Annotated in this window: 23 protein-coding genes; 11 read left to right on the top strand and 12 right to left on the bottom strand. The window is 28.9% G+C overall.

From position 1 onward, the window contains the following. Positions 1-59: 59 nt before the first annotated feature. The 12 genes from KGF52_RS03450 to rpmH form a co-directional block, all read right to left on the bottom strand. Positions 60-1,202, bottom strand: a complete 1,143-nt coding sequence (locus KGF52_RS03450; protein ID WP_227839148.1) for an aminotransferase class V-fold PLP-dependent enzyme — start codon at positions 1,200-1,202, stop codon at positions 60-62. A 32-nt stretch (positions 1,203-1,234) separates the two neighbouring features. After that, the gene (locus tag KGF52_RS03455; RefSeq protein WP_227828570.1) at positions 1,235-2,101 is read right to left on the bottom strand and encodes a ParB/RepB/Spo0J family partition protein; all 867 of its coding nucleotides are present in this window, start codon (positions 2,099-2,101) and stop codon (positions 1,235-1,237) included. A gap of 1 nt (position 2,102) precedes the next feature. Beyond that, positions 2,103-2,876 (bottom strand): AAA family ATPase, encoded by a 774-nt coding sequence (locus KGF52_RS03460; RefSeq protein WP_227839149.1) that lies wholly within the window; start codon positions 2,874-2,876, stop codon positions 2,103-2,105. Positions 2,877-3,011: 135 nt separating this feature from the next. Continuing rightward, positions 3,012-3,797, bottom strand: coding sequence for a nucleoid occlusion protein (gene noc, locus KGF52_RS03465; protein WP_227839150.1), 786 nt, complete (start codon positions 3,795-3,797; stop codon positions 3,012-3,014). 164 nt (positions 3,798-3,961) lie between these two features. Next, a complete protein-coding gene (gene rsmG, locus KGF52_RS03470; RefSeq protein ID WP_227839151.1) occupies positions 3,962-4,681 on the bottom strand; it encodes a 16S rRNA (guanine(527)-N(7))-methyltransferase RsmG in 720 nt (239 codons plus the stop codon). Continuing rightward, positions 4,674-6,569 carry a tRNA uridine-5-carboxymethylaminomethyl(34) synthesis enzyme MnmG gene (gene mnmG / locus KGF52_RS03475; RefSeq protein ID WP_227839152.1) on the bottom strand — a complete coding sequence of 632 codons (1,896 nt, stop codon included), beginning with the start codon at positions 6,567-6,569 and terminating at the stop codon, positions 4,674-4,676. The genes rsmG and mnmG overlap by 8 nt, the downstream gene beginning before the upstream one ends. A gap of 122 nt (positions 6,570-6,691) precedes the next feature. Next, positions 6,692-8,071, bottom strand: coding sequence for a tRNA uridine-5-carboxymethylaminomethyl(34) synthesis GTPase MnmE (mnmE, locus tag KGF52_RS03480; RefSeq protein ID WP_227839153.1), 1,380 nt, complete (start codon positions 8,069-8,071; stop codon positions 6,692-6,694). A 109-nt stretch (positions 8,072-8,180) separates the two neighbouring features. Continuing rightward, positions 8,181-8,810, bottom strand: coding sequence for an RNA-binding cell elongation regulator Jag/EloR (jag, locus tag KGF52_RS03485; RefSeq protein ID WP_227828565.1), 630 nt, complete (start codon positions 8,808-8,810; stop codon positions 8,181-8,183). Continuing rightward, positions 8,779-9,486, bottom strand: a complete 708-nt coding sequence (locus tag KGF52_RS03490) for a YidC/Oxa1 family membrane protein insertase (RefSeq protein ID WP_227436572.1) — start codon at positions 9,484-9,486, stop codon at positions 8,779-8,781. The genes jag and KGF52_RS03490 overlap by 32 nt, the downstream gene beginning before the upstream one ends. Positions 9,487-9,517: 31 nt before the next feature. Further along, complete coding sequence (yidD, locus tag KGF52_RS03495; protein WP_227436574.1) at positions 9,518-9,769, bottom strand: membrane protein insertion efficiency factor YidD; 252 nt, start codon at positions 9,767-9,769, stop codon at positions 9,518-9,520. A gap of 32 nt (positions 9,770-9,801) precedes the next feature. Beyond that, positions 9,802-10,146 carry a ribonuclease P protein component gene (gene rnpA / locus KGF52_RS03500; RefSeq protein ID WP_227828563.1) on the bottom strand — a complete coding sequence of 115 codons (345 nt, stop codon included), beginning with the start codon at positions 10,144-10,146 and terminating at the stop codon, positions 9,802-9,804. Positions 10,147-10,223: 77 nt separating this feature from the next. Continuing rightward, positions 10,224-10,361, bottom strand: a complete 138-nt coding sequence (rpmH, locus tag KGF52_RS03505; protein WP_003420485.1) for a 50S ribosomal protein L34 — start codon at positions 10,359-10,361, stop codon at positions 10,224-10,226. Between the two features lie 658 nt (positions 10,362-11,019). Here rpmH and dnaA point away from each other — a divergent pair. The 11 genes from dnaA (at position 11,020) to KGF52_RS03560 (ending at position 21,649) form a co-directional block, all read left to right on the top strand. Next, positions 11,020-12,339 (top strand): chromosomal replication initiator protein DnaA, encoded by a 1,320-nt coding sequence (gene dnaA / locus KGF52_RS03510; protein WP_255287852.1) that lies wholly within the window; start codon positions 11,020-11,022, stop codon positions 12,337-12,339. A 241-nt stretch (positions 12,340-12,580) separates the two neighbouring features. Next, positions 12,581-13,687 (top strand): DNA polymerase III subunit beta, encoded by a 1,107-nt coding sequence (gene dnaN / locus KGF52_RS03515; protein ID WP_227436578.1) that lies wholly within the window; start codon positions 12,581-12,583, stop codon positions 13,685-13,687. Between the two features lie 137 nt (positions 13,688-13,824). Next, positions 13,825-14,031, top strand: coding sequence for a S4 domain-containing protein YaaA (gene yaaA / locus KGF52_RS03520; protein ID WP_227436580.1), 207 nt, complete (start codon positions 13,825-13,827; stop codon positions 14,029-14,031). A 16-nt stretch (positions 14,032-14,047) separates the two neighbouring features. Continuing rightward, on the top strand, positions 14,048-15,163 hold the full coding sequence (gene recF / locus KGF52_RS03525) for a DNA replication/repair protein RecF (protein WP_227828562.1): 1,116 nt from the start codon (positions 14,048-14,050) through the stop codon (positions 15,161-15,163). After that, on the top strand, positions 15,164-17,065 hold the full coding sequence (gyrB, locus tag KGF52_RS03530; protein WP_227839154.1) for a DNA topoisomerase (ATP-hydrolyzing) subunit B: 1,902 nt from the start codon (positions 15,164-15,166) through the stop codon (positions 17,063-17,065). It begins immediately after the preceding gene. A gap of 19 nt (positions 17,066-17,084) precedes the next feature. Continuing rightward, positions 17,085-19,511 carry a DNA gyrase subunit A gene (gene gyrA / locus KGF52_RS03535; protein ID WP_227828560.1) on the top strand — a complete coding sequence of 809 codons (2,427 nt, stop codon included), beginning with the start codon at positions 17,085-17,087 and terminating at the stop codon, positions 19,509-19,511. Positions 19,512-19,579: 68 nt separating this feature from the next. Then, positions 19,580-19,876: a YtxH domain-containing protein gene (locus KGF52_RS03540; protein WP_227436588.1), complete on the top strand. Its 297-nt coding sequence runs from the start codon at positions 19,580-19,582 to the stop codon at positions 19,874-19,876. Next, positions 19,876-20,136: a hypothetical protein gene (locus KGF52_RS03545; protein ID WP_054272124.1), complete on the top strand. Its 261-nt coding sequence runs from the start codon at positions 19,876-19,878 to the stop codon at positions 20,134-20,136. The genes KGF52_RS03540 and KGF52_RS03545 overlap by 1 nt, the downstream gene beginning before the upstream one ends. Positions 20,137-20,147: 11 nt before the next feature. Beyond that, a complete protein-coding gene (locus KGF52_RS03550) occupies positions 20,148-20,465 on the top strand; it encodes an STAS domain-containing protein (RefSeq protein WP_227436590.1) in 318 nt (105 codons plus the stop codon). A gap of 3 nt (positions 20,466-20,468) precedes the next feature. Further along, entirely contained in the window at positions 20,469-20,876 is a 408-nt protein-coding gene (locus KGF52_RS03555) for an ATP-binding protein (RefSeq protein ID WP_227828557.1), read from the top strand. Next, on the top strand, positions 20,876-21,649 hold the full coding sequence (locus tag KGF52_RS03560; RefSeq protein WP_227436593.1) for a SigB/SigF/SigG family RNA polymerase sigma factor: 774 nt from the start codon (positions 20,876-20,878) through the stop codon (positions 21,647-21,649). The genes KGF52_RS03555 and KGF52_RS03560 overlap by 1 nt, the downstream gene beginning before the upstream one ends. Positions 21,650-21,847 lie beyond the last annotated feature (198 nt).

The following is a 21,847-nucleotide window of genomic DNA, read 5'->3' on the forward strand; positions in this document are numbered from 1 at the left end:
ACAAAAAATAGTGTCAACTTTCTATAAAGTTGACACTATTTTTATGTTGTAATGTATAACTATTTATTTTTTGAAATTTTCTTCAAAGCGTCTATTGCTTTATCTATTTCATCTTTTGTATTAAAATATCCTATACTGAATCTTACCGCACCTTGTTTTAACGTACCTAAAGTAGTATGAGCTAACGGAGAACAATGTATTCCTGATCTAGTTGCTATATTATATTCACTATCTAATAAGAAAGTAACCTCTCCAGAATCCATATTCCCTATATTTATAGCTATTACTGAGGCTCTTTTTTTACTGTCTTTTGGTCCATATATCTTTATATCTGATACTTCCTCTAACTTATTTAGCATATATTGACATAATTCTTCTTCATGTTGTCTTATATTGTTGATTCCTCTTTCAAATATAAATAATACACCTTGGTTAAGTCCTGCTATACCTGGAGTATTATGAGTTCCTGACTCGTATTTATCTGGGAACAGTTCTGGTTGAACCATTTCTTCTGATTTACTACCTGTTCCACCCTCTTTTAATATATTTAAATTTAGACCTTCTCTTATATATAAGACACCTGTTCCTTGAGGCCCAAATAAGGATTTATGACCTGGCATTGCCAACATGTCTATATTGCATTTCTTCACATCTATATCATAAACACCTGCTGTTTGTGATGCATCTACCAAGAATAAAATATTATGTTTCTTAGCTATTTCTCCAACTTTTTTTATATCTATTAATGTTCCACATACATTAGATGCATGTGTAGTTACAATCAGCTTAGTGTTATCCTTTATTGATTTTTCTAACTCTTCATAATCTAAAAAACCTTCATCATCACATTTTACTACAGTATTTTCTACCCCTTTTTGCTCAAGTGCTTTTATGGGTCTTATTACTGAATTATGTTCCATAGATGTTGTTATTACATGATCTCCTTTTTGTAGTACACCTTTTATTGCTAAATTCAAAGAGTCTGTTGCATTAGATGTAAATACTATATTCATAGGATTACTTACATTAAATAACTTAGCTACATTTTCTCTTGTGTCATAAATTTCTCTAGCAGCTCTCATAGCAAGCTTATGTCCTGCTCTTCCTGGATTTGCACAATAGTTTTTCATACAATCTAAAACAGCATCATAAACTCTTTCTGGCTTTGGATATGTAGTTGCAGCATTGTCTAGATAAATCATATTAATCGTCCTCTCTATTTTATATTTGTGTGTTATTCAAGAAGCATTGATACAATACTGTTTAAATCATCGTCATTATAGTATTCTATCTCTATTTTACCTTTTTTCTTACCTTTAGAAATATTTACTTTAGTTCCAAAAATATTTCTAAGTTTATCTTCTACATCTAAAATAAATACATCCTTAGGCTTAGACTTTTTTGGCATATCTTCTTCTTTATTTTCAGATATTTTTTTTGCAATATTTTCAACCTCTCTTACAGAGAGTTCTTCCTCTTCTATCTTTTTTGCGATTTGTAATTGTAATTTTTTATCTACAATCCTTAACAGAGCCTTTCCATGACCTGCTGTGATTTTACCACTATCTATCATGTCTATAACATCTTGTCCTAGATTTAAAAGTCTCAAAGTGTTAGTTATATGAGGTCTACTTTTACCAACAGCTTCTGATATTTCTTCTTGAGTTACACTATAGTGCTCTATTAAACTTTTATATGCTAGTGCTTCTTCTATCGAATTTAAATCTTCCCTCTGTAAGTTTTCAATTAAAGCTATCTCCATTATATCTTTCATCTCTATATCTTTAATTATAGCAGGCATTTGACTTTTATTTGCAAGTTTTGATGCTCTAAATCTTCTTTCACCAGCTATTATCATGTACTTATTATTTTCATCCCTTTTAACTACTATTGGTTGTAGTACACCATAATTTTTTATAGACTCAGATAATACTTTTATTTTTTCTTCATCAAATTGCTTTCTCGGCTGAACTTCGTTTGGATATATTTTGTCTATATCTATATTAACTATTTCTTTATCTGAAGTTTCTCCTTTAATTTCTGGTATCAATGCACTAAGACCTCGACCCAATCTATTACTTCTTTTAGACTTATTCTCCATACTACCACTCCTCCTCTTCTAAATCTATAAATTCTTCTGCTAGTTCCAAATAAGCTACAGACCCTCTACATCTTTTATCATAGTAAATTGCTGGTTTACCATGACTAGGAGCTTCTGCAAGCCTTACATTTCTTGGAATTAGAGTTGTATATACACTTCCTTTAAAGTACTTTTTAACTTCTTCAACAACTTGTATTGATAGATTAGCTCTTCCATCAAACATACTTAAAACAACACCTTGAATTTCTATATCTGTATTTAATCTTGATTTTACTAATTTTATAGTTTCCATTAATTGACTTACACCTTCTAAGGCATAATATTCACATTGTATAGGAATTAAAACACTATCTACAGCCGTTAGACAATTTATTGTAAGCATCCCAAGTGAAGGTGGGCAATCCAAAAATATATAGTCATATTCATCCTTTACTACTTTTATGGAATTTTTTAAAATATACTCTCTATTACTTATTGATGCAAGCTCTATCTCTGCACCTGCTAGTTCCGTAGCTGATGGAACTATATCTACATTTTCAAACTCTGTTTTTATTATTGCTTCTTTAATATTCAAACCATCTAACATAATCTCATAGATTGTATTTTCCACTTCATTTTTATCAATACCATATCCACTAGTTGTATTTCCTTGAGGGTCCAAATCTAATACTAATATCTTTTTTCCTAAGGTTCCTAAACTGGCACTTAAATTTACATTTGTTGTAGTTTTTCCGACTCCGCCCTTTTGATTGAATATAGCTATAACTTTGCCCATGATGTTCCCCCCCTTTAAGAATTAAATTAATTTTAAATATTGACTAGTTGCTTTTATAATTATAAATAATGTCTATAAATCAATTTATATTACAAGGCTTGTTTAAAAAAAAAGATTACTGGTAAGCAGTAATCTCTATTTTTTAGGGATTTTTACAACAACTTCCATATAATCTCCCTTATCTATTTCATTATACTTAGCATCAATTCCTGTATTTGATATAGCATCAAAGGCTTGCTTTATAGTATTTATGTAAATTCTTATACTCATAGCACCCTTTATATTCTGTTTTTTATCAGGCTCTTCTTGAATTTCAATTTCTTCTAGTATATCTTGTATCAGTTTTTCTGTTTTTTTAACAGTCAATTCATTCTTTATGACCTTTTCTAGTACACTTTTCATTAAATCTTCACTTGGTAATTTAAGGAATGCTCTAGCATGTCTTTCTGTTAAATTATTCTCTATTAGCTTCATTTTTATATCGTTTGGAAGCTTTAATATTCTAAGCTTGTTTGCTACAGTAGATTGATTTTTGCCTAATTTTTCTGCTAATTGCTGTTGAGTAAAAGCATGCTCTTTTATTAAGTTTTCATAGCCAATTGCTTCTTCAATAAAATTTAAGTCTTCTCGTTGCAAATTTTCTAATAACGCTAGAACAGCAGAAGATTCATCGTCCATATTATTTATAATTGCTGGGATAGTTTTAAGCTCTGCTAACTTAGCTGCTCTTAATCTTCTCTCTCCAGCAATTAGTTCATATTTACCATCTTTTGCTCTAACTGTTATAGGTTGAATTATACCATATACCTTTATAGAATTGCTCAATTCCTCCAATGAAACTTGTGAAAATATTTTTCTTGGTTGGTATGGATTTGGAACTATATCTTCTATAGGTATCTCCATAACTCTTTTATCTTCCATAACATACCTCTCTTATTTTAGATATAAATATTTTTGTTCTCTATATGTACATACAATTTTATTTCTGCATCTACTTTAATAATTCCTTTATTTTTGTTTGTTTTAAGGCAACCTTAATTATTTCTCAGGAAATAATTAAGGTTGCCTACTAATTAATAGCTTGATTATTTAATAGGATTTTTAGCTGGTTTACCAGCTTTTCTAGGGTATTTAACTGGTGTTTCATGTATCTTTTTAAAAACTAATATATTATGATTTAAATCTATTTCTGGTAATTCTACATCTATTTTTTCGATAAACTCTAATCCTAAAGTATCTATAGCCTTTTTTGATTCCTCTAATTCTAGATTAGCATTTGGACCTTTTAAACAAATAAAATATCCTCCTACTTTTACAAATGGTACACAAAATTCCATAAGAATTGGTAATCCAGCTACAGCTCTTGCTGTAGCAATATCATACTTTTCCCTGTACTTTTCATCTTTTCCAAAATCTTCAGCTCTTCCATGTATAAATGTAATACCCTCTAGTTCTAATGCTCTGCCAACTTCTTCTAAAAAGTTTATTCTTTTATTTAAAGAGTCTAATAAAGTTAATTTTAATCCATCTAAACATATTCTTAGTGGTATACCTGGAAAACCAGCACCTGTACCAACATCTATTATAGACATACCATCTTTTATATATCCATTTTTTACAGCTGAAATAGAGTCTAAAAAGTGTTTTATATATACTTCTTTTTCATCCTCTATTCCTGTAAGGTTCATTTTTTGATTCCAATCAACTAATATATCTCTATATGTTTTAAATTTTTGTAACATATTATCATTTGTATCTATATTAAAATTTTCAATTCCATTTTTTAGAAGTTCTATATTATTCACCTTTGCCACCTCTAGTCCTTCTAACTTGTTCAAGGTGTATAAGTAAGACTGATATATCAGCTGGAGAAACACCTGATATACGAGATGCTTGACCTATTGAAATAGGTTTTATATCGTCTAGTTTTTGTCTTGCTTCTAGTCTAAGTCCTTCTATTGATGAATAATTTATTTTTTCATCTAATTTCTTATTCTCAAGCTTTTTAAATTGGTCTATTTGTTTTAATTGCTTGTCTATATAGCCTTCATACTTAGTCATTATCACACATTGTTCTTTAACTTCTCTTGAAACATCTTCACCAGCATCTTTTCCTAATTCTTCAAGTAACTCATAGGATACTTCTGGTCTTTTTAAAAACTCATACAATGATATTCCAACTTTTATTGGCGTTGCACCTTTTTCTTCTAATAAACTATTTACTTCTTTTGGTGTAACCCTTTCACGCTTTAATCGCTCAAATTCTTTTTCTACAGCATTCTTTTTATTTATGAATCTTTCATATCTATCTTCTTTAACTAGTCCTAATTCATAACCTTTTTGAGTTAATCTCATATCAGCATTATCTTGTCTTAAATACAATCTATATTCTGCTCTTGATGTCATCATTCTATAAGGTTCATTAGTTCCTTTTGTGACAAGGTCATCTAATAATACACCTATATATGCTTCTGATCTATCTAATACAAAAGGTTCTTTTCCTTCTATCTTTCTGACAGCATTTATACCAGCCATAAGTCCTTGAGCTGCTGCTTCTTCATATCCAGAAGTTCCATTAAATTGCCCTGCACTAAATAAGTTTTCAACACCTTTTATTTCTAAACTTATTTTTAATTGTGTTGGGTCAACACAATCATATTCTATAGCATATGCAGGTCTCATTATCTTACAGTTTTCAAGCCCCTTTATAGTTTTATACATATCTAATTGAACTTCAAAAGGTAAACTAGTTGATATACCTTGAATATACATTTCTTTAGTATTCAGTCCCTCTGGCTCTATAAACAATTGATGTGAAGTTTTATCACTAAATCTTACTACTTTATCTTCTATCGAAGGACAATATCTTGGCCCCGTACTTTCTATCACGCCACTATACATAGCAGACCTTTTTAAATTATCTAGTATAACTTTTTGAGTATCTTCAGTAGTTCTTGTTAAATAACAAGGTTCTTGCTCTTTCTCTATGTTTTCATTCATAAATGAGAAAGGAGTTACTTTTTCATCACCTTCTTGTAGAGACATTACAGAGAAATCTATACTATCTCTATGGACTCTTGCTGGTGTTCCTGTTTTAAATCTTCTCATTCTAAGACCTAATTCAACTAAACTATCTGTAAGATATTTTGCATATCCTAATGCATTAGGCCCTTCGTAAAATGCTACCTCACCCATATATATTTTTGAATTTAAATAAACTCCAGTAGCTAATATTACAGCTTTAGATTTAAATGAACATCCTAGTTTAGTTCCAACACCTATTACAACATTTCCTTCATGTAATATTTCTACAACTTCATCCATAGCGATATCAAGGTTTGGCTCATTTTCTAATGTTTTTTTCATTTCTTCATGGTATTTAAATTTATCTGCTTGGGCTCTTAAAGAATGAACTGCTGGTCCTTTAGCAGTATTTAACATTCTACTTTGTATATATGTCTTGTCTATATTTAGTCCCATTTGACCACCTAAAGCATCTATCTCTTTTACTAATTGACCTTTACCCGTTCCACCAATTGATGGATTGCAAGGCATTAATGCAATAGAATCTAAAGACATTGTTATTATCAAAGTTTTATATCCCATTCTTGCAGTAGCTAAAGCAGCTTCACATCCCGCGTGACCTGCTCCAACTACTATAACATCATATTTTCCTGCTTCAAACTTTATCATTTATAATTCCTTTCTTTTTAATATTAATGTTTCATGAGAAACACTATAAAATATCTATAATTTCTATAATAAAAAATGAAATTTATTACTTTTATATCTTCTTTCCTTTTGCATTTTATATCCTATTTTCCTATACAGAAGTTATGGAATATATTATCTAGTAAATCCTCTGTTACTGTATCCCCATTAATATATCCAAGGTAATCCCATATATTTTTTAAATCTACTTCTACAAAATCAAATGGCATACTTTGTTCTAGAGCAATTAAAGCATCTGTTGCAGACTTATATGCCTTACCAAGTGCATCTTTATGTCTAGAATTAGTTACTACTAAACTAGAATTGTTTTTGATACTTCCTTTATATACCATAGACTCTATCTTATCTTGTAACGCTTCTATTCCTTCTTGTTGTAAAGCTGATATTCTTATTATACTATTATTTTCTACATATTTAAGTATTTTTTCTTCTTCAATCTCTTGTTTTAAGTCATTTTTATTTAATAGCACTATTGTTTGTTTATCTTTAAGCTTCTTTAATATTTCTATATCTTCTTCTGACAACTTTCTTGATGCATCTAAAACCATTATAATTAAATCAGCACTTGTAAATGATTCTTTAGATTTCTCAACTCCTATTTTTTCAACTATATCATCAGTATCTCTTATACCTGCTGTATCAACTATCTTAAGAGGTATACCTTTTATATTCACAAACTCCTCTATAACATCTCTAGTAGTTCCTGGTATGTCTGTAACTATAGCTCTATTTTCTCCCAAAATAGAGTTAAGCAGTGAAGATTTTCCTACATTTGGTTTACCAACAATTACTGTTTTCAAGCCTTCTCTAAGTATTTTCCCACTTTCAGCTGTATCATATAATTTTTTAATTTCTTTTTTAAGCTCGCCAGTTTTATCCTTAAGTGTTTGATATGTTATATGTTCAATATCTTCTTCAGGATAATCTATAGCAACTTCTACATGTGCCAGTATCTCAGTAACTTTATCTCTTAAGTCTCTTATCTTCTTTGATAGAGAACCCTCTAGTTGGTTTTGGGCAACTTCATGAGCTATATCGGTTTTTGCCTTTATAACATCTATTACTGCTTCTGCTTGAGATAAATCTATTCTTCCATTTAAAAATGCTCTTTTAGTAAACTCCCCAGCTTCTGCCAATCTAACATCTTTAGATAATATTAATTCTAAAATTTTCTTTACTGAAATAAATCCGCCATGGCAATTTATTTCTATAACATCTTCTCCTGTATATGAATTTGGACCTTTCATATATGCTAATAATACTTCATCTATTACATTTTCATTATCTACAATATTTCCATATATTAATGTTCTTTTATTATAATCTTTAATACTCTTTCCTGACATGGACTTAAAGATTTCTTCTGCAACTTTTAAAGCTTTTTCTCCACTTATTCTCAGTATACCTATGCCACCTTCTCCAGGTGCTGTAGCTATAGCCGCTATTGTATCATCTATAAACAAATTTATCACCTCTTAATTTATAATTTTTACATATAGATTTATTTTTAACCAATTGCAATGATTTAATAAGATTAAAAAATAAAACCCCCTAATGTTTAGGAGGTTGATTTTATCTTTTACACTCAATTACTAATCTTCTATATGGATCGGTTCCTTCACTATATGTAATTACATATTTGTCATTTTGAAGAGCTGAATGTATTATTCTTCTCTCATATGGATTCATATAATCTAATTTTTTAGTTTTTCTTGTTTTCGCTACTTCTCTAGCAACCTTATTAGCATATCTTATTAAAGACTCTTCTCTTTTTGACCTATAGTTTTCTATATCTACAAGTACTCTTGTATGAGAGTCTTTATTTATTTTATTAAGAGCTAATCCAGTTAAAAATTGAATAGAATCTAAAGTTTCCCCTCTTCTACCAATTAAACTTGCAGCTTCTTTGCCTTCAATATCAACCATGATTAAATTATCTTTTTGAGATACATTGACTTTGGCATCAACATTTGCATTTTTCAACATTACCTCTATAAAATTTTTAGCTACATCTAGTTCCCTTTCAATAACAAAAATTTCATAGGTACCATCTTTAGCACCTATAAAACCTAAAAACCCCTTGCTTGGATTTTCTAGTATTTCTACCTCTATATCCTCTACTTTTAAATTTAACTCTGCTATAGCCTTATTTATAGCTTCTTCTTTACTTTTACTTTTTATTAATTTTAGGCTTTTTCTCATTAACTTTTTCCTCCTTAGAGTTAGCAGCCAGCTTAGCTTTTAAAGGATTCATTATTAAGTAATACTGAGCTATTGAGAATAAGTTACTTACTGTCCAGTACAGTGTAAGTCCTGCTGGGAATATAAATCCCCAATAGAAAGACATCCCTGCCATTACATATGTCATTACTTTCATAGAGCCTTGTAGTTGGTCCTTTGGAGTCATTACTTTTTGCATTACATATGCACTTGCTCCTGAAAATACTGCTAATACATAATCTGGTGCTGTTAAACTTTTTATCCATAAAAACCCATTGTCAGCCGCCATAAATGCAGCTTGATTTGCAAAAACGCCATGAGCAACTGGCTCTCTTAAAACGCTAAATAATCCTATTAATATAGGAAACTGTATTAATAAAGGTAAACAACCAGATAGTGGATTAATTTTAGCTTCTCCATATAACTTAACAATTTCTTCATTTTGTTTTTCTGGCTTATTTTTATATTTTTCTTGTATCTCTTTTATACGAGGTTGTATATCTTGCATTGCCTTTGTTGACTTAGTCTGTTTAACTGTTAATGGTAGTAAAATAATCTTTACAAGTATAGTAAAAATTATTATAGAAATACCATAATGGTTAACAAATTCAAATATTACCTTAAGAATTAATCCTAAGAAATTTCCTATTATATTCAATTTTTTTATACCTCCTAATAGTTACTCTCTTTTATTTTAGAGGGTCGTAACCTCCTGGATGAAAAGGATGACATTTTAGAAGTCTTCTTATCGTTAAGTACATACCTTTTACAAATCCATATTTTTTAAATGCCTCTATTGAATATTGTGAGCAAGTTGGATAGAATCTACAAGTAGGTCCCTTTAAGGGAGATATATACTTTTGATAAAATTTTACTAAATAAATACATAAATTCGATAAATACCTACTTATTTCCTTTAATATATAAATTATTTTATTCAAAGTTATTAACCTCCAGATTTATAGCATACAATTTAAAGAGAAATATCCGTTCTTTTAACTAAATTTTTTATAGACTTGTCTATATCTTTAAAACTAGCATCTTTACTAGATACTCTTGCTATAAATACTATATCATATCCAGGCTTAATTTTTTCATCAATATTTAATCTGTAAGCTTCTTTTATTAATCTTCTTACTCTATTTCTAGTGATAGCTTTTCCTACTTTCTTTGAAACAGAAATACCTATTCTACTATAATCTGATTTATTTTTAAGTATATATATTACTAAATATCTGTTTGCAAAAGATTTGCCGTGTTTATATACTTTTCTAAAATCAGAGTCTTTTTTTAACCCTTTTGTCCTATTAAAGTCCATAGTTAACCTCCATAAACACAGCTATGCATTGTAATTATTTACACAAAAAGGCCACCTTTGCAGCGGCCCTTTTGTAATTAATGAGTTAATCTATTTCTTCCTTTAGCTCTTCTTCTTTTTAACACGTTTCTTCCGTTAGACGTCTTCATTCTTTTTCTGAAACCATGTTCTTTACTTCTTTGTCTCTTTTTTGGTTGATAAGTTCTTTTACTCATTATTTTGCACCGCCTTTCAGATTTCATTTTCCGTTTATAAAAATAATAACTTTACCCTCAAAGTAAACATAACACATATAATTATAAATACTTTTACTATCGTTGTCAACGAGTTTTTGGTATGCTTGCATCACAAAATCTACCATATATATATTATGTATTTTTTTTATTGAAAATACTAGTAAAAATCTATTTAATTTTATTCTAAATTATTTTTTTCAATTATATACACAAATAAAGTAAATTTAACATGTTTATATTTTTATCAACAATTAGTTAATATTGTGGATAAATTAGTTACAAATCATTGAAGTTTGACATATATTTTGATATTATAAATATACTTGTTGATAATGTGCATAAATGTTATCAACTTATTAGAAATTATTCACAGCTTGTGGATACTTTTGTGTATAACTTTTAAGATTACTGACAATACTCTAGTTATAATCACCATTTATTGTATGTTTATGTTATTTATAACTTTATCTACATATTGTTTATATCTTTTCATATTTTTTTAATAATTTATACTATTATTAATTTATCAACACCATTATCCATAAATTTAGTTATTCTGTAAAATTTATATATATTTTTGCTTTTCTGTTAATAACTTTGTGGAAAATATTAATTATTCTGTTCGGAGGTTTATATTATGGATATAGTTTCTTTATGGGACAAAACCCTACAATTAATAAAAGGTGACTTAACTTCAGTAAGTTTTAATACCTTTTTTAAAAACATCGTACCATTAAAAATACATCTTAATGACTTGATACTACTAGCTCCTAGCGATTTCAATAAAGATATTCTAGAAAATAGATATTTGCATTTAATTGAAGATGCTATAAATCAACTGTCATTAAAAAAGTATAATATTAAATTTGTATTGAGCGAAAAAGAAGTTGCTGACCTAAATTCTGATAGTACAGATTTAAATTACAGAGTACTTTACCCTAACCTGAATCCAAAATACACATTTGATACGTTCGTTATTGGTAATAGCAATAGATTTGCTCATGCTGCATGTGTTGCAGTTGCTGAATCTCCTGCTAAAGCTTACAATCCACTTTTTTTGTATGGAGGAGTTGGTTTAGGTAAAACCCATTTAATGCACGCTATTGGACATCACATCGTCAGCCAAAAAAAGGATTCAAAAGTTGTTTATGTTTCTTCAGAAAAATTTACTAATGAACTTATAAACTCTATAAAAGATGATAAAAATGAAGAATTTAGAAATAAATATAGAAACGTAGATGTCTTATTAATTGATGATATTCAATTTATAGCTGGGAAAGAAAGAACTCAAGAAGAGTTTTTCCATACATTTAATACTCTTCATGAGGCAAATAAACAGATAATTATCTCTAGTGATAGACCGCCAAAAGACATACCTACACTAGAAGATAGATTAAGATCGAGATTTGAAATGGGACTTATAACTGATATTCAGGCCCCAGACTTTGAAACAAGAATTGCTATACTTAGAAAAAAGGCTCAACTAGAACGTATAGAAGTGCCAAATGAAGTTATGTCATATATAGCAAAAAATATTAAGTCAAACATAAGGGAACTAGAAGGTGCCCTAACTAGAGTAGTTGCTTACTCTTCTCTTAGTAATAGAGTGATATCTTTTGATCTTGCTACAGAAGCATTAAAAGATATTATAACAACTTCTAAAAATGAAGAAATCAATGTGCTTAGAATAAAAGAAAAAGTTTCTTCTGTATTTAATTTAAAAATGGAAGATTTTAATTCTAAAAAAAGAACTCGTTCAATAGCTTTTCCAAGACAAATAGCTATGTATTTAACGCGCGAACTTACTGACTTATCTCTTCCTAAAATAGGCGAAGAATTTGGAGGAAGAGATCATACAACAGTAATTCATGCTCATGACAAAGTATCTAAAGACATAAAAGAAAGTGAAGAAATTAAGACTAAAATAGACAAAATTATATCAGATTTAAAGGGATAATTTATACACAATTGTCTGTTTATATCTATTGAATAACTTGTTTATATCTTTTTATCTTAAAATTTATTAACAAATAATTAAGTCTAAAATAACAAAGATATCAACATCTTATACACATGTTGATATCTTTGTATTTATAATGTTACATATACTTATTAACATTATCAACAACACCTACTACTATTACTACTATGATTTTAACTTATTTTTTTATATAAAAAGCCAGAGGAGGTTATCCACATTGAAAATAATTTGTAATCAAAAAATCCTAGCAAATAGAATTGGGATTGCTCAAAAAGCTATTAATGGAAAAACAACAATAGAACTATTAAAAGGTATACTTATATCTACAGAAGAAGGTCAATTAAAACTTACTGGATATGATGCAGAGATAGGAATAGAAACTTATGTACAAGCAGAGATTATAGAAAAAGGTGATGTTGTTGTAGATGCAAGATTATTTGGAGATATAATTAGAAAACTACCAGATTCTTTTGTTGAAATAGAAACAGATTCAGAAAATAATATTTACATAAATTGTGTAAATTCAAGATTTAAAATTAAAGGATATGCAGCTAAAGAATTTCCTAAGCTACCAGAATTAAATGAAGAAGATTTATATAGCATACCTCAAGAACTCCTAAAAAATATGATTAAACAAACTGTATTTGCTATTTCACAAGACCAAACAAAACCTGTTTTAATGGGAGAACTTCTAGAAATTGTAGATAAAAATTTAAATTTAGTAGCAATTGATGGCTATAGATTGGCTGTAAAAAGCTGCTCAGTTGATAGCTTAACTGAAAATATAAAAGTAATAATTCCAGGAAAGACACTTATAGATGTAAATAGCTTGCTTTCTGGAGAGGATAATGTTAAAGTTGGATTTAACGAAAAAAATGCTATTTTTATAATTAATGATACAAAAATTATTACAAGATTACTTGAAGGAGATTTTATTGATTATAAAAAATTGTTGCCAAGAGAGCATAACAGTAGAGTGAAGTTAAATACTAAAGAACTTTTAAACAGCATAGAAAGAGCATCTTTATTGTCTCAATCAGAAAAAAATAACCTTATAAAATTATCTATAAGAGATAAAGTAATGGCAATTACTTCTAATACAGAAAAAGGAAATGTATATGAAGAAGTTGAAATAGATTTAGATGGAGATTATTTAGATATAGCTTTTAACTCTCGATACTTTATTGAAGGGTTGAAAAATATAGATAATGAGGAAATATTTATAGAATTTACTACAAATGTAAATCCTTGTATAATTAAACCAACAGATGATATTAATTATATTTACTTATTACTTCCAGTAAGAATATCATCCAATATATAGCAGACATTAAGGAGTTGTCTTTTGTAGAAAAATTTTTCTAATCTTAGGCAACTCCTTTTGCAAGTATTTTTATGGTATAATATACTTTTAGTGTATTAATACCTATTTACCTAAAATAATGGCAAGGAGGAACTCTTATGACTGAAATAACTATAGAATCAGACTATATAAAGTTAGATCAATTCCTAAAATTAGCAGAGATTGCATCAACTGGAGGTCATGCAAAATTTTTAATTCAAGAAGGTTTAGTGACAGTAAATGATGAAATAGAATTAAGAAGAGGGAAAAAGATAAAATCAGGAGATATAGTTGAGATAGAGGGAACTAAAATAAAAGTATTGTAAAAAAGGAGAACTTTTTGTGAAACTTAAAAGTTTGCAGCTTGTTAATTTTAGAAATTATGAAAAGTTGCATCTGGAATTTAATGGGAAAGTGAATCTTCTTGTTGGAAAAAATGGTCAAGGAAAGACAAATATAGTAGAATCTATTTATATGCTTTCTTTTGGCAAATCATTTAGAACCAACAAAGATAGAGAAATGGTTAGATTTAATAGTGAAAATTTATATGTTGGAGGCAGTTTTTCAAAATATAATAAATATAGTCTAATAGAGCTAATTATTGGAAAAGATAAAAAGGGGATACGAATAAATAAAGTCCCTTTGCAAAAAATGCAGGAATTACTTGGCAACTTAAATGTTGTCATATTTTCACCTGAAGATTTAAGACTGGTTAAAGAGGGTCCTAAAGAGAGAAGGACTTTTATAGATAAAGAGATTAGCCAAATTATTCCTAAATATTATAATTATCTTACTAATTACAATAAAATACTTTCTCAAAGAAGTAGAGTGCTAAAAAGCATCCATGTTGATGAAGCTTTGTTAGATGTATATGATGATACACTAGCAAAATATGGAAGTTATATTTATATTTTACGCAGAGACTTTATAAAAAAGATAGCTAATATATCTGAACATATGCATATGAATTTGACTAATGGAATTGAAAAATTATCAATCAAATATAAAACTCAAATAAATATAACTGATGAAGATACTATAGAAACAGTATATAATAAATTTTTAGCCAAGTTGTCATCAAATAGACCTAATGATATAGAATCTAGAACTACTAGATATGGTATACACAAAGATGACTTAAATATATTCATAAATGATTTAGATGCAAGACTTTTTGGTTCACAAGGTCAACAGAGAACTGCTTCAATATCATTAAAGCTGTCAGAGATAGAATTAATAAAAAATGAGGTTGAAGAATATCCAGTATTAATTTTAGATGATGTTTTTAGTGAGTTAGATGAAGCAAGACAAAAACTTTTAGTAAATAATTTAAGCAATGTTCAAATGTTTATAACAAGCGCTGAAATTTCACATAAAAAAATATTTGATGAAAAGGATGTTACAATATTTAATATTGAAAATGGCAATGTTATTAGCATAGAGAATGGAGGAAATTAAATGAAACAAGAATACGGTGCAAGTCAGATACAGGTATTAGAGGGATTAGAAGCCGTTAGAAAAAGACCAGGTATGTATATTGGTAGTACAAGCCCAAGAGGTTTACACCACTTAGTTTATGAAGTTGTAGATAATAGTATAGATGAGGCTTTACAAGGATATTGTTCACATATATATGTATCTATTAATGAAGATGGCAGTATTTTAGTAAAAGATGACGGAAGAGGTATCCCAGTCGAAGTACATCCTAAGACTGGAAAATCAACTTTAGAAACAGTATTAACTAATCTTCATGCAGGAGGAAAATTTGGAGGCGGAGGATATAAAGTATCTGGAGGTCTTCATGGAGTTGGTGTTTCTGTAGTTAATGCATTATCAAAATGGATGACAGCAGAAGTTTATTTAAATGGAAAAATATATAAGCAGACATATGAAAAAGGTCTACCAACATCTAAGCTTGAAGTAGTTGGAGAATCTCAAAGTACAGGAACAATAATTCAATTTATGCCTGATGCTACAATATTTGATGAAATAGAGTTTAAATATGAAACATTGGAATATAGACTGAGAGAACTTTCTTTTTTAAATAAAGGAATAAAAATAGTATTTGAAGATAAAAGAGAAAATCAAGAAAAAAGAAAAGAATTTCACTATACAGGTGGTCTAGTAGAATATATTAAGTATTTAAATAAATCTAGAACTGGAATACATGATGACATAGTTTATATAGATAAAAAAGTTGACGATTGTATTGTCGAATTAGCTATGCAATATACGGATGGTTATACAGAGAACATATATTCTTTTGCAAATAATATAAATACACATGAAGGAGGAGCTCATTTAAGTGGATTTAAAGCAGCTCTTACTAAAACTGTAAATGATTATGCTAAGAGAAATAAATTCTTAAAAGAAAATGACGTTAACTTACTGGGTGAAGATATAAGAGAAGGCCTTACAGCTGTAGTATCAGTTAAATTACCAGAACCTCAATTTGAAGGTCAAACTAAAACAAAACTAGGTAATAGTTTTATGAGAGGTGTAGTTGATAGTGTAACAGTTGATGAACTTGGTTCTTTCTTAGAGGAAAATCCAGCAACAGCTAGAATAATAGTTGATAAAGCTTTGAGAGCACAAAGAGCGAGAGAAGCTGCAAAGAAAGCAAGAGAATTAACAAGAAGAAAGAGTGTTTTAGAAAGCACATCTTTACCTGGAAAATTAGCAGATTGTGCAGAAAAAGACCCTGCTAAAAGTGAAATATTCTTAGTCGAAGGAGATTCAGCGGGAGGTTCAGCAAAACAAGGTAGAGATAGAAATAGCCAAGCGATACTTCCATTAAGAGGTAAGATACTTAATGTCGAAAAATCAAGACTAGATAGGATATTATCTTCAGACGAAATAAAAAATATGATAACAGCTTATGGTTGTGGTATAGGAGAAGATTTTGATATAGATAAGGCTAGATATCATAAAATCATAATTATGACCGATGCCGATGTAGATGGAGCTCATATAAGAACTTTACTATTAACATTCTTCTTTAGATATATGAGACCTCTTATAGATGAGGGGTATGTTTATGCAGCACAACCTCCTTTATACAAAGTAACAAAGCAAAAAAAGGAATATTATGTTTATTCAGATAAAGAATTAAATATTTTATTAGATGAAATTGGAAGAAATGGTGTAGAGCTTCAAAGATATAAAGGTCTTGGAGAGATGAATGCAGAGCAATTATGGGATACTACTATGAATCCTGACACAAGAACTTTATTACAAGTAACTGTAGAAGATGCTGCAATTGCAGATGAAGTATTTTCAATGCTTATGGGTGATAAGGTTGCTCCAAGAAAAGAATTTATAGAAGAAAATGCAAGATTCGTTAGAAACTTAGATATATAGAGAGAGGGGATTAGTATACATGGAAGAAAATAACAAAATACTCCCTATTGAAATAGCGGAAGAAATGAAAAAATCGTATATCGATTATTCGATGAGTGTTATAGCTGGACGTGCTCTTCCTGATGTTAGAGATGGTCTAAAGCCAGTTCACAGAAGAATACTATACTCAATGAGTGAATTAAACTTAACACCAGATAAACCATATAGAAAGTCAGCCCGTATTGTTGGGGACGTTTTAGGGAAGTACCATCCACATGGAGATACTGCTGTTTATTTTGCAATGGTAAGAATGGCTCAAGACTTTTCAACTAGAGCACTTTTAGTAGATGGGCATGGTAACTTTGGTTCTGTTGATGGAGACTCACCAGCTGCGATGCGTTATACAGAAGCTAAGATGAGTAAATTATCATTAGAATTATTAAGAGATATAGAAAAAGAAACTGTAGATTTTAAACCAAACTTTGATGAATCATTAAAAGAACCTTCAGTACTACCAGCAAGGTATCCTAATCTATTAGTAAATGGATCTAATGGTATAGCTGTTGGTATGGCAACTTCAATACCTCCACATAATTTAGCTGAAGTAATTGATGCAACTGTACATTTGATTGACAATCCAGATTGTAGTGTTGAGGACTTAATAAAATTTATACAAGGTCCAGATTTTCCTACAGCTGCAATTATAATGGGTAAAGAGAATATAGCAGAGGCATATAGAACTGGAAGAGGTAAAGTTAAAGTTAGATCTAGAGCTTTTATAGAAGAACTTCCAAAAGGAAAACAACAGATAATAGTTACAGAAATACCTTATCAAGTAAATAAAGCTAAATTAGTTGAGAGAATAGCTGAGTTAGTTAAAGAAAAAAGAATAGAAGGTATATCAGATTTAAGAGATGAAAGTAATAGAAATGGTATGAGAATTGTTATAGAATTAAAGAGAGATGCTAATGCTAATATAGTATTAAATAATCTGTATAAACATTCTCAAATGGAAGATACATTTAGTATAATAATGCTTGCTCTTGTAGATGGCCAACCAAGAGTTTTAAATCTTAAGCAAATACTATATCATTATATTAAACATCAAGAAGATGTTGTCACAAGAAGAACCAAATTTGAATTAAATAAAGCTGAAGCAAGAGCACATATTTTAGAAGGATTAAAAATTGCTTTAGATAATATAGATGCTGTTATAAGCTTGATAAGAGCTTCAAAAACAGGTCAAGAAGCTAAAATAGGTTTAGTAGAAAAATTCAATCTAACTGAAATTCAAGCTCAAGCTATACTAGATATGAGACTTCAAAGACTTACAGGTCTAGAAAGAGATAAGATAGAAGCTGAGTATGAAGATTTAATAAAGAAAATAAATAGATTAAAAGAAATTTTGGCTGATGAAAGATTACTTTTAAATGTAATAAAAGATGAAATGACAATAATAAAAGAAAATTATTCTGATGAAAGAAGAACAGAAATAAGACATGCTGAAGGCGAGATAGATATGAGAGATCTTATAAGTGATGAGGAAATAGCCATAACTCTTACTCACTTTGGATATATAAAAAGACTTCCATCTGATACTTATAAGAGCCAAAAAAGAGGTGGAAGAGGTATCTCAGCACTTACAACTAGAGAAGAAGATTTTGTAAGACATCTGATAACTACAACTACTCATAGTAGATTACTGTTCTTTACAAATAAGGGTAGAGTATTTAAATTAAATGCATATGAAATACCTGAAGGTAAGAGACAAGCAAAAGGTACTGCTATAGTAAACTTACTTCAATTATCAGCAGATGAAAAGATTGCAACTTTAATACCTATAGATGGTAATGATGAAAATGAATATTTATTACTTACAACTAAAAAAGGTATCGTTAAAAAGACTAAACGAGAAGAGTTTAAAAATATAAATAAATCTGGTCTTATTGCTATAGGTTTAAGAGATGATGATGAACTTATTGGAGTAGAGTTAACAGATGGAAAACAGGAAGTACTTTTAGTAACTAAAGAAGGTATGTCTATAAGATTTGATGAAAATGATATAAGATATATGGGTAGAACAGCAATGGGTGTAAAAGGTATAACTTTAAGTAAAAAAGACTTTGTTGTATCTATGAATCTTTGTAGCAAAGGTACAGATGTATTAGTTGTCAGTAGAAATGGTTTTGGTAAAAGAACAAATATAGAAGAATACAGAAGCCAAATAAGAGCAGGAAAAGGAATCAAAACTTATAACATATCTGAAAAAACTGGTACAATTGTTGGTGCAGAGATGGTCAATGAAGATGATGAGATAATGATTATAAATTCTGATGGAGTTCTTATTAGAATAAGAGTTAATGAAATTTCACTATTTGGAAGGGTTACAAGTGGTGTTAAATTAATGAAGACTAATGAAGAAGTGAATGTAGTTTCGATTGCTAAAATAAATATTGAAGAAGAATAGGATAAATATCCTATTCTTTTTGTATAATGTACTTAGATAAAAATTTAAAATTGAAAGGAGTAGTTATTATGTGTAATAAAAGAGGTTGTAAAAAAGGTGGATTTTTATTAATAGGAGCCATTTTAGGTTTTATATTTGGTATGTTTCTTGCACCAAAAAAAGGTTCTGAGTTAAGAAAAGAGACAAAAGATAAGTTTGATAAAGTGAAAGAAAATCCAAAAGAAGTTCTACATGAAACATTTAATGATGTTAAAGAGAGAATAATAACTTTAGTAGATGATGATAATAATGAGGAAGATATAAAAATTTCAGAAGAAGATATAGTAATAAGTAAAAGTTTTGACGACGAGGGAGATGTTAACTAATGAATGCATGGGGGTGGCAGATAGGAGCCGTATTAGTAGGTAGCTCGGCTCTTATAGTAGCAATTTATTTAGCTAAAACTCTAAATAGTTTAAATAAAGTTGTTGAAAAAGCTTATAAGATTGTAGATTACAATGAAAGACACATACAAGATATTGTTGAAAATGCATCATCAATATCAAAGGGAATAGATGATATAGTTTATGTAATTAATAAGATATTGAGTATAGGTAATATATTTAAAATTATTAAGAGGAAATAGGAGGTTTTTACATGTCTATGAATATAGATTCAAATTTAGATTCTCAAAATAAGTTTTGGAATGTTTGTATTGATGGAGAACTTGATGTCTCTACAGCAGATAAATTAAAAGAACATTTACATGGTTTAATAGAAAGAAACATGTTGGATGTAAAGATTAATCTTAAAGATTTAGATTATATAGATTCTACAGGTTTAGGGGCTATGATAGGTGTTTTAAAAAAACTAAAGATAAATGAAAAAGAAATATACATAGTAAATCCTAAGAGTAATGTTAGGAAAATTTTTACTATAACAGGTCTAGATAAAATATTTAAAGTGGAGGGATAAATTTTGGCTTGTGAAACTATAAAGATGGAAATTACTACAAATCCAGATTATGTAGGCATAATAAGATTAACAGCATCTGGGATTGCAAATAAAATGGGGTTTCCAATAGATGATATAGAAGATATAAAGGTAGCAGTATCAGAGGCATGTACAAATGCAATAAAACACAGTAATGATGATGTATTCAATATAGTATTTAATATTTTAGATGATGCAATTAATATAGAGATTCAAGATAGTGGAAAAGGATATGATGTTAGCTCAATAAGTACACCAGATTTAGAGAATCCAAAAGAAAGTGGTCTTGGATTATTTATAATTAAAACTTTAATGGATGATGTAGATATTGAATCAGAATGTAATCAAGGAACAAAAATAAAAATGACTAAGTATTTAGGAGTTGATATTTAATGAAAAATGTAGCTAATGCTACACATTACCTAAATATGGATACAAAAGAGCTATTTAATTTATATAATACAAATAAAAACGTAGATATCAGGAATATTCTTATTGAAAGACATCTATATTTAGCAAGGTTGTTAGCTAAGAAGTATATAAACAAGGGTGTTGACTTTGAAGACATATATCAAGTTGCTTCATTAGCATTAATTTATGCTATTGACAGATATGATGTTGAAAAGGGATTTGAATTCTCCAGTTTTGCAACACCAACTATAGTAGGAGAAATTAAAAAATATTTTAGAGATAAAGTATGGACACTTAGAGTACCAAGAAGAATACAAGAATTAAGCAAAAAAATAAGTGATGCTAAAATTAAACTAGAGCAAGAAAATAAAAAACATCCAAAGGTAAAAGATATCGCTGACTATATAGGGGTTAGTGAAGAAGATGTATTAGAGGCTATGGAAGCCTCTTATGGTTATCAACCTATGTCTTTAGATTCATCAAGTAATGATGATTCAGAAGACAAAGACATAACTCTTATTGATAAAATAGGAAAAGAAGAAGGTAATTTCGGAAGTATAGAATATGAAGATTTTATTAATAAGTTTATTGAAACTTTAAATGAGTTAGAAGTAAAAATATTTAAAGATAGATTTTTCTTCGATAAAACCCAGTCTAGTATAGCTAAAGAATTAGATATATCCCAAATGACTGTTTCTCGCTTAGAAAAAAAGGTCGTAGAAAAGCTAAAAAAAGAATATGAAAAAAATTTCTAAAAAAATATAAAAAAAGTATTGACCTACTGTTTGAATGATGGTATAGTATTACTTGTCCTTGAAAAAAGGAACAAGAAAAAAATACGAACATTGAAAATTAAACAGTAGGTTAATTTATATTAAGAAACAAACCATAAAGCCAGATATTTTGATAACAATAGTATCTGAGCCTGATAAACTTTTATTTGAGAGTTTGAT

It is taken from the genome of Clostridioides sp. ZZV15-6597, assembly GCF_020657815.1.
Taxonomy (GTDB): domain Bacteria; phylum Bacillota; class Clostridia; order Peptostreptococcales; family Peptostreptococcaceae; genus Clostridioides.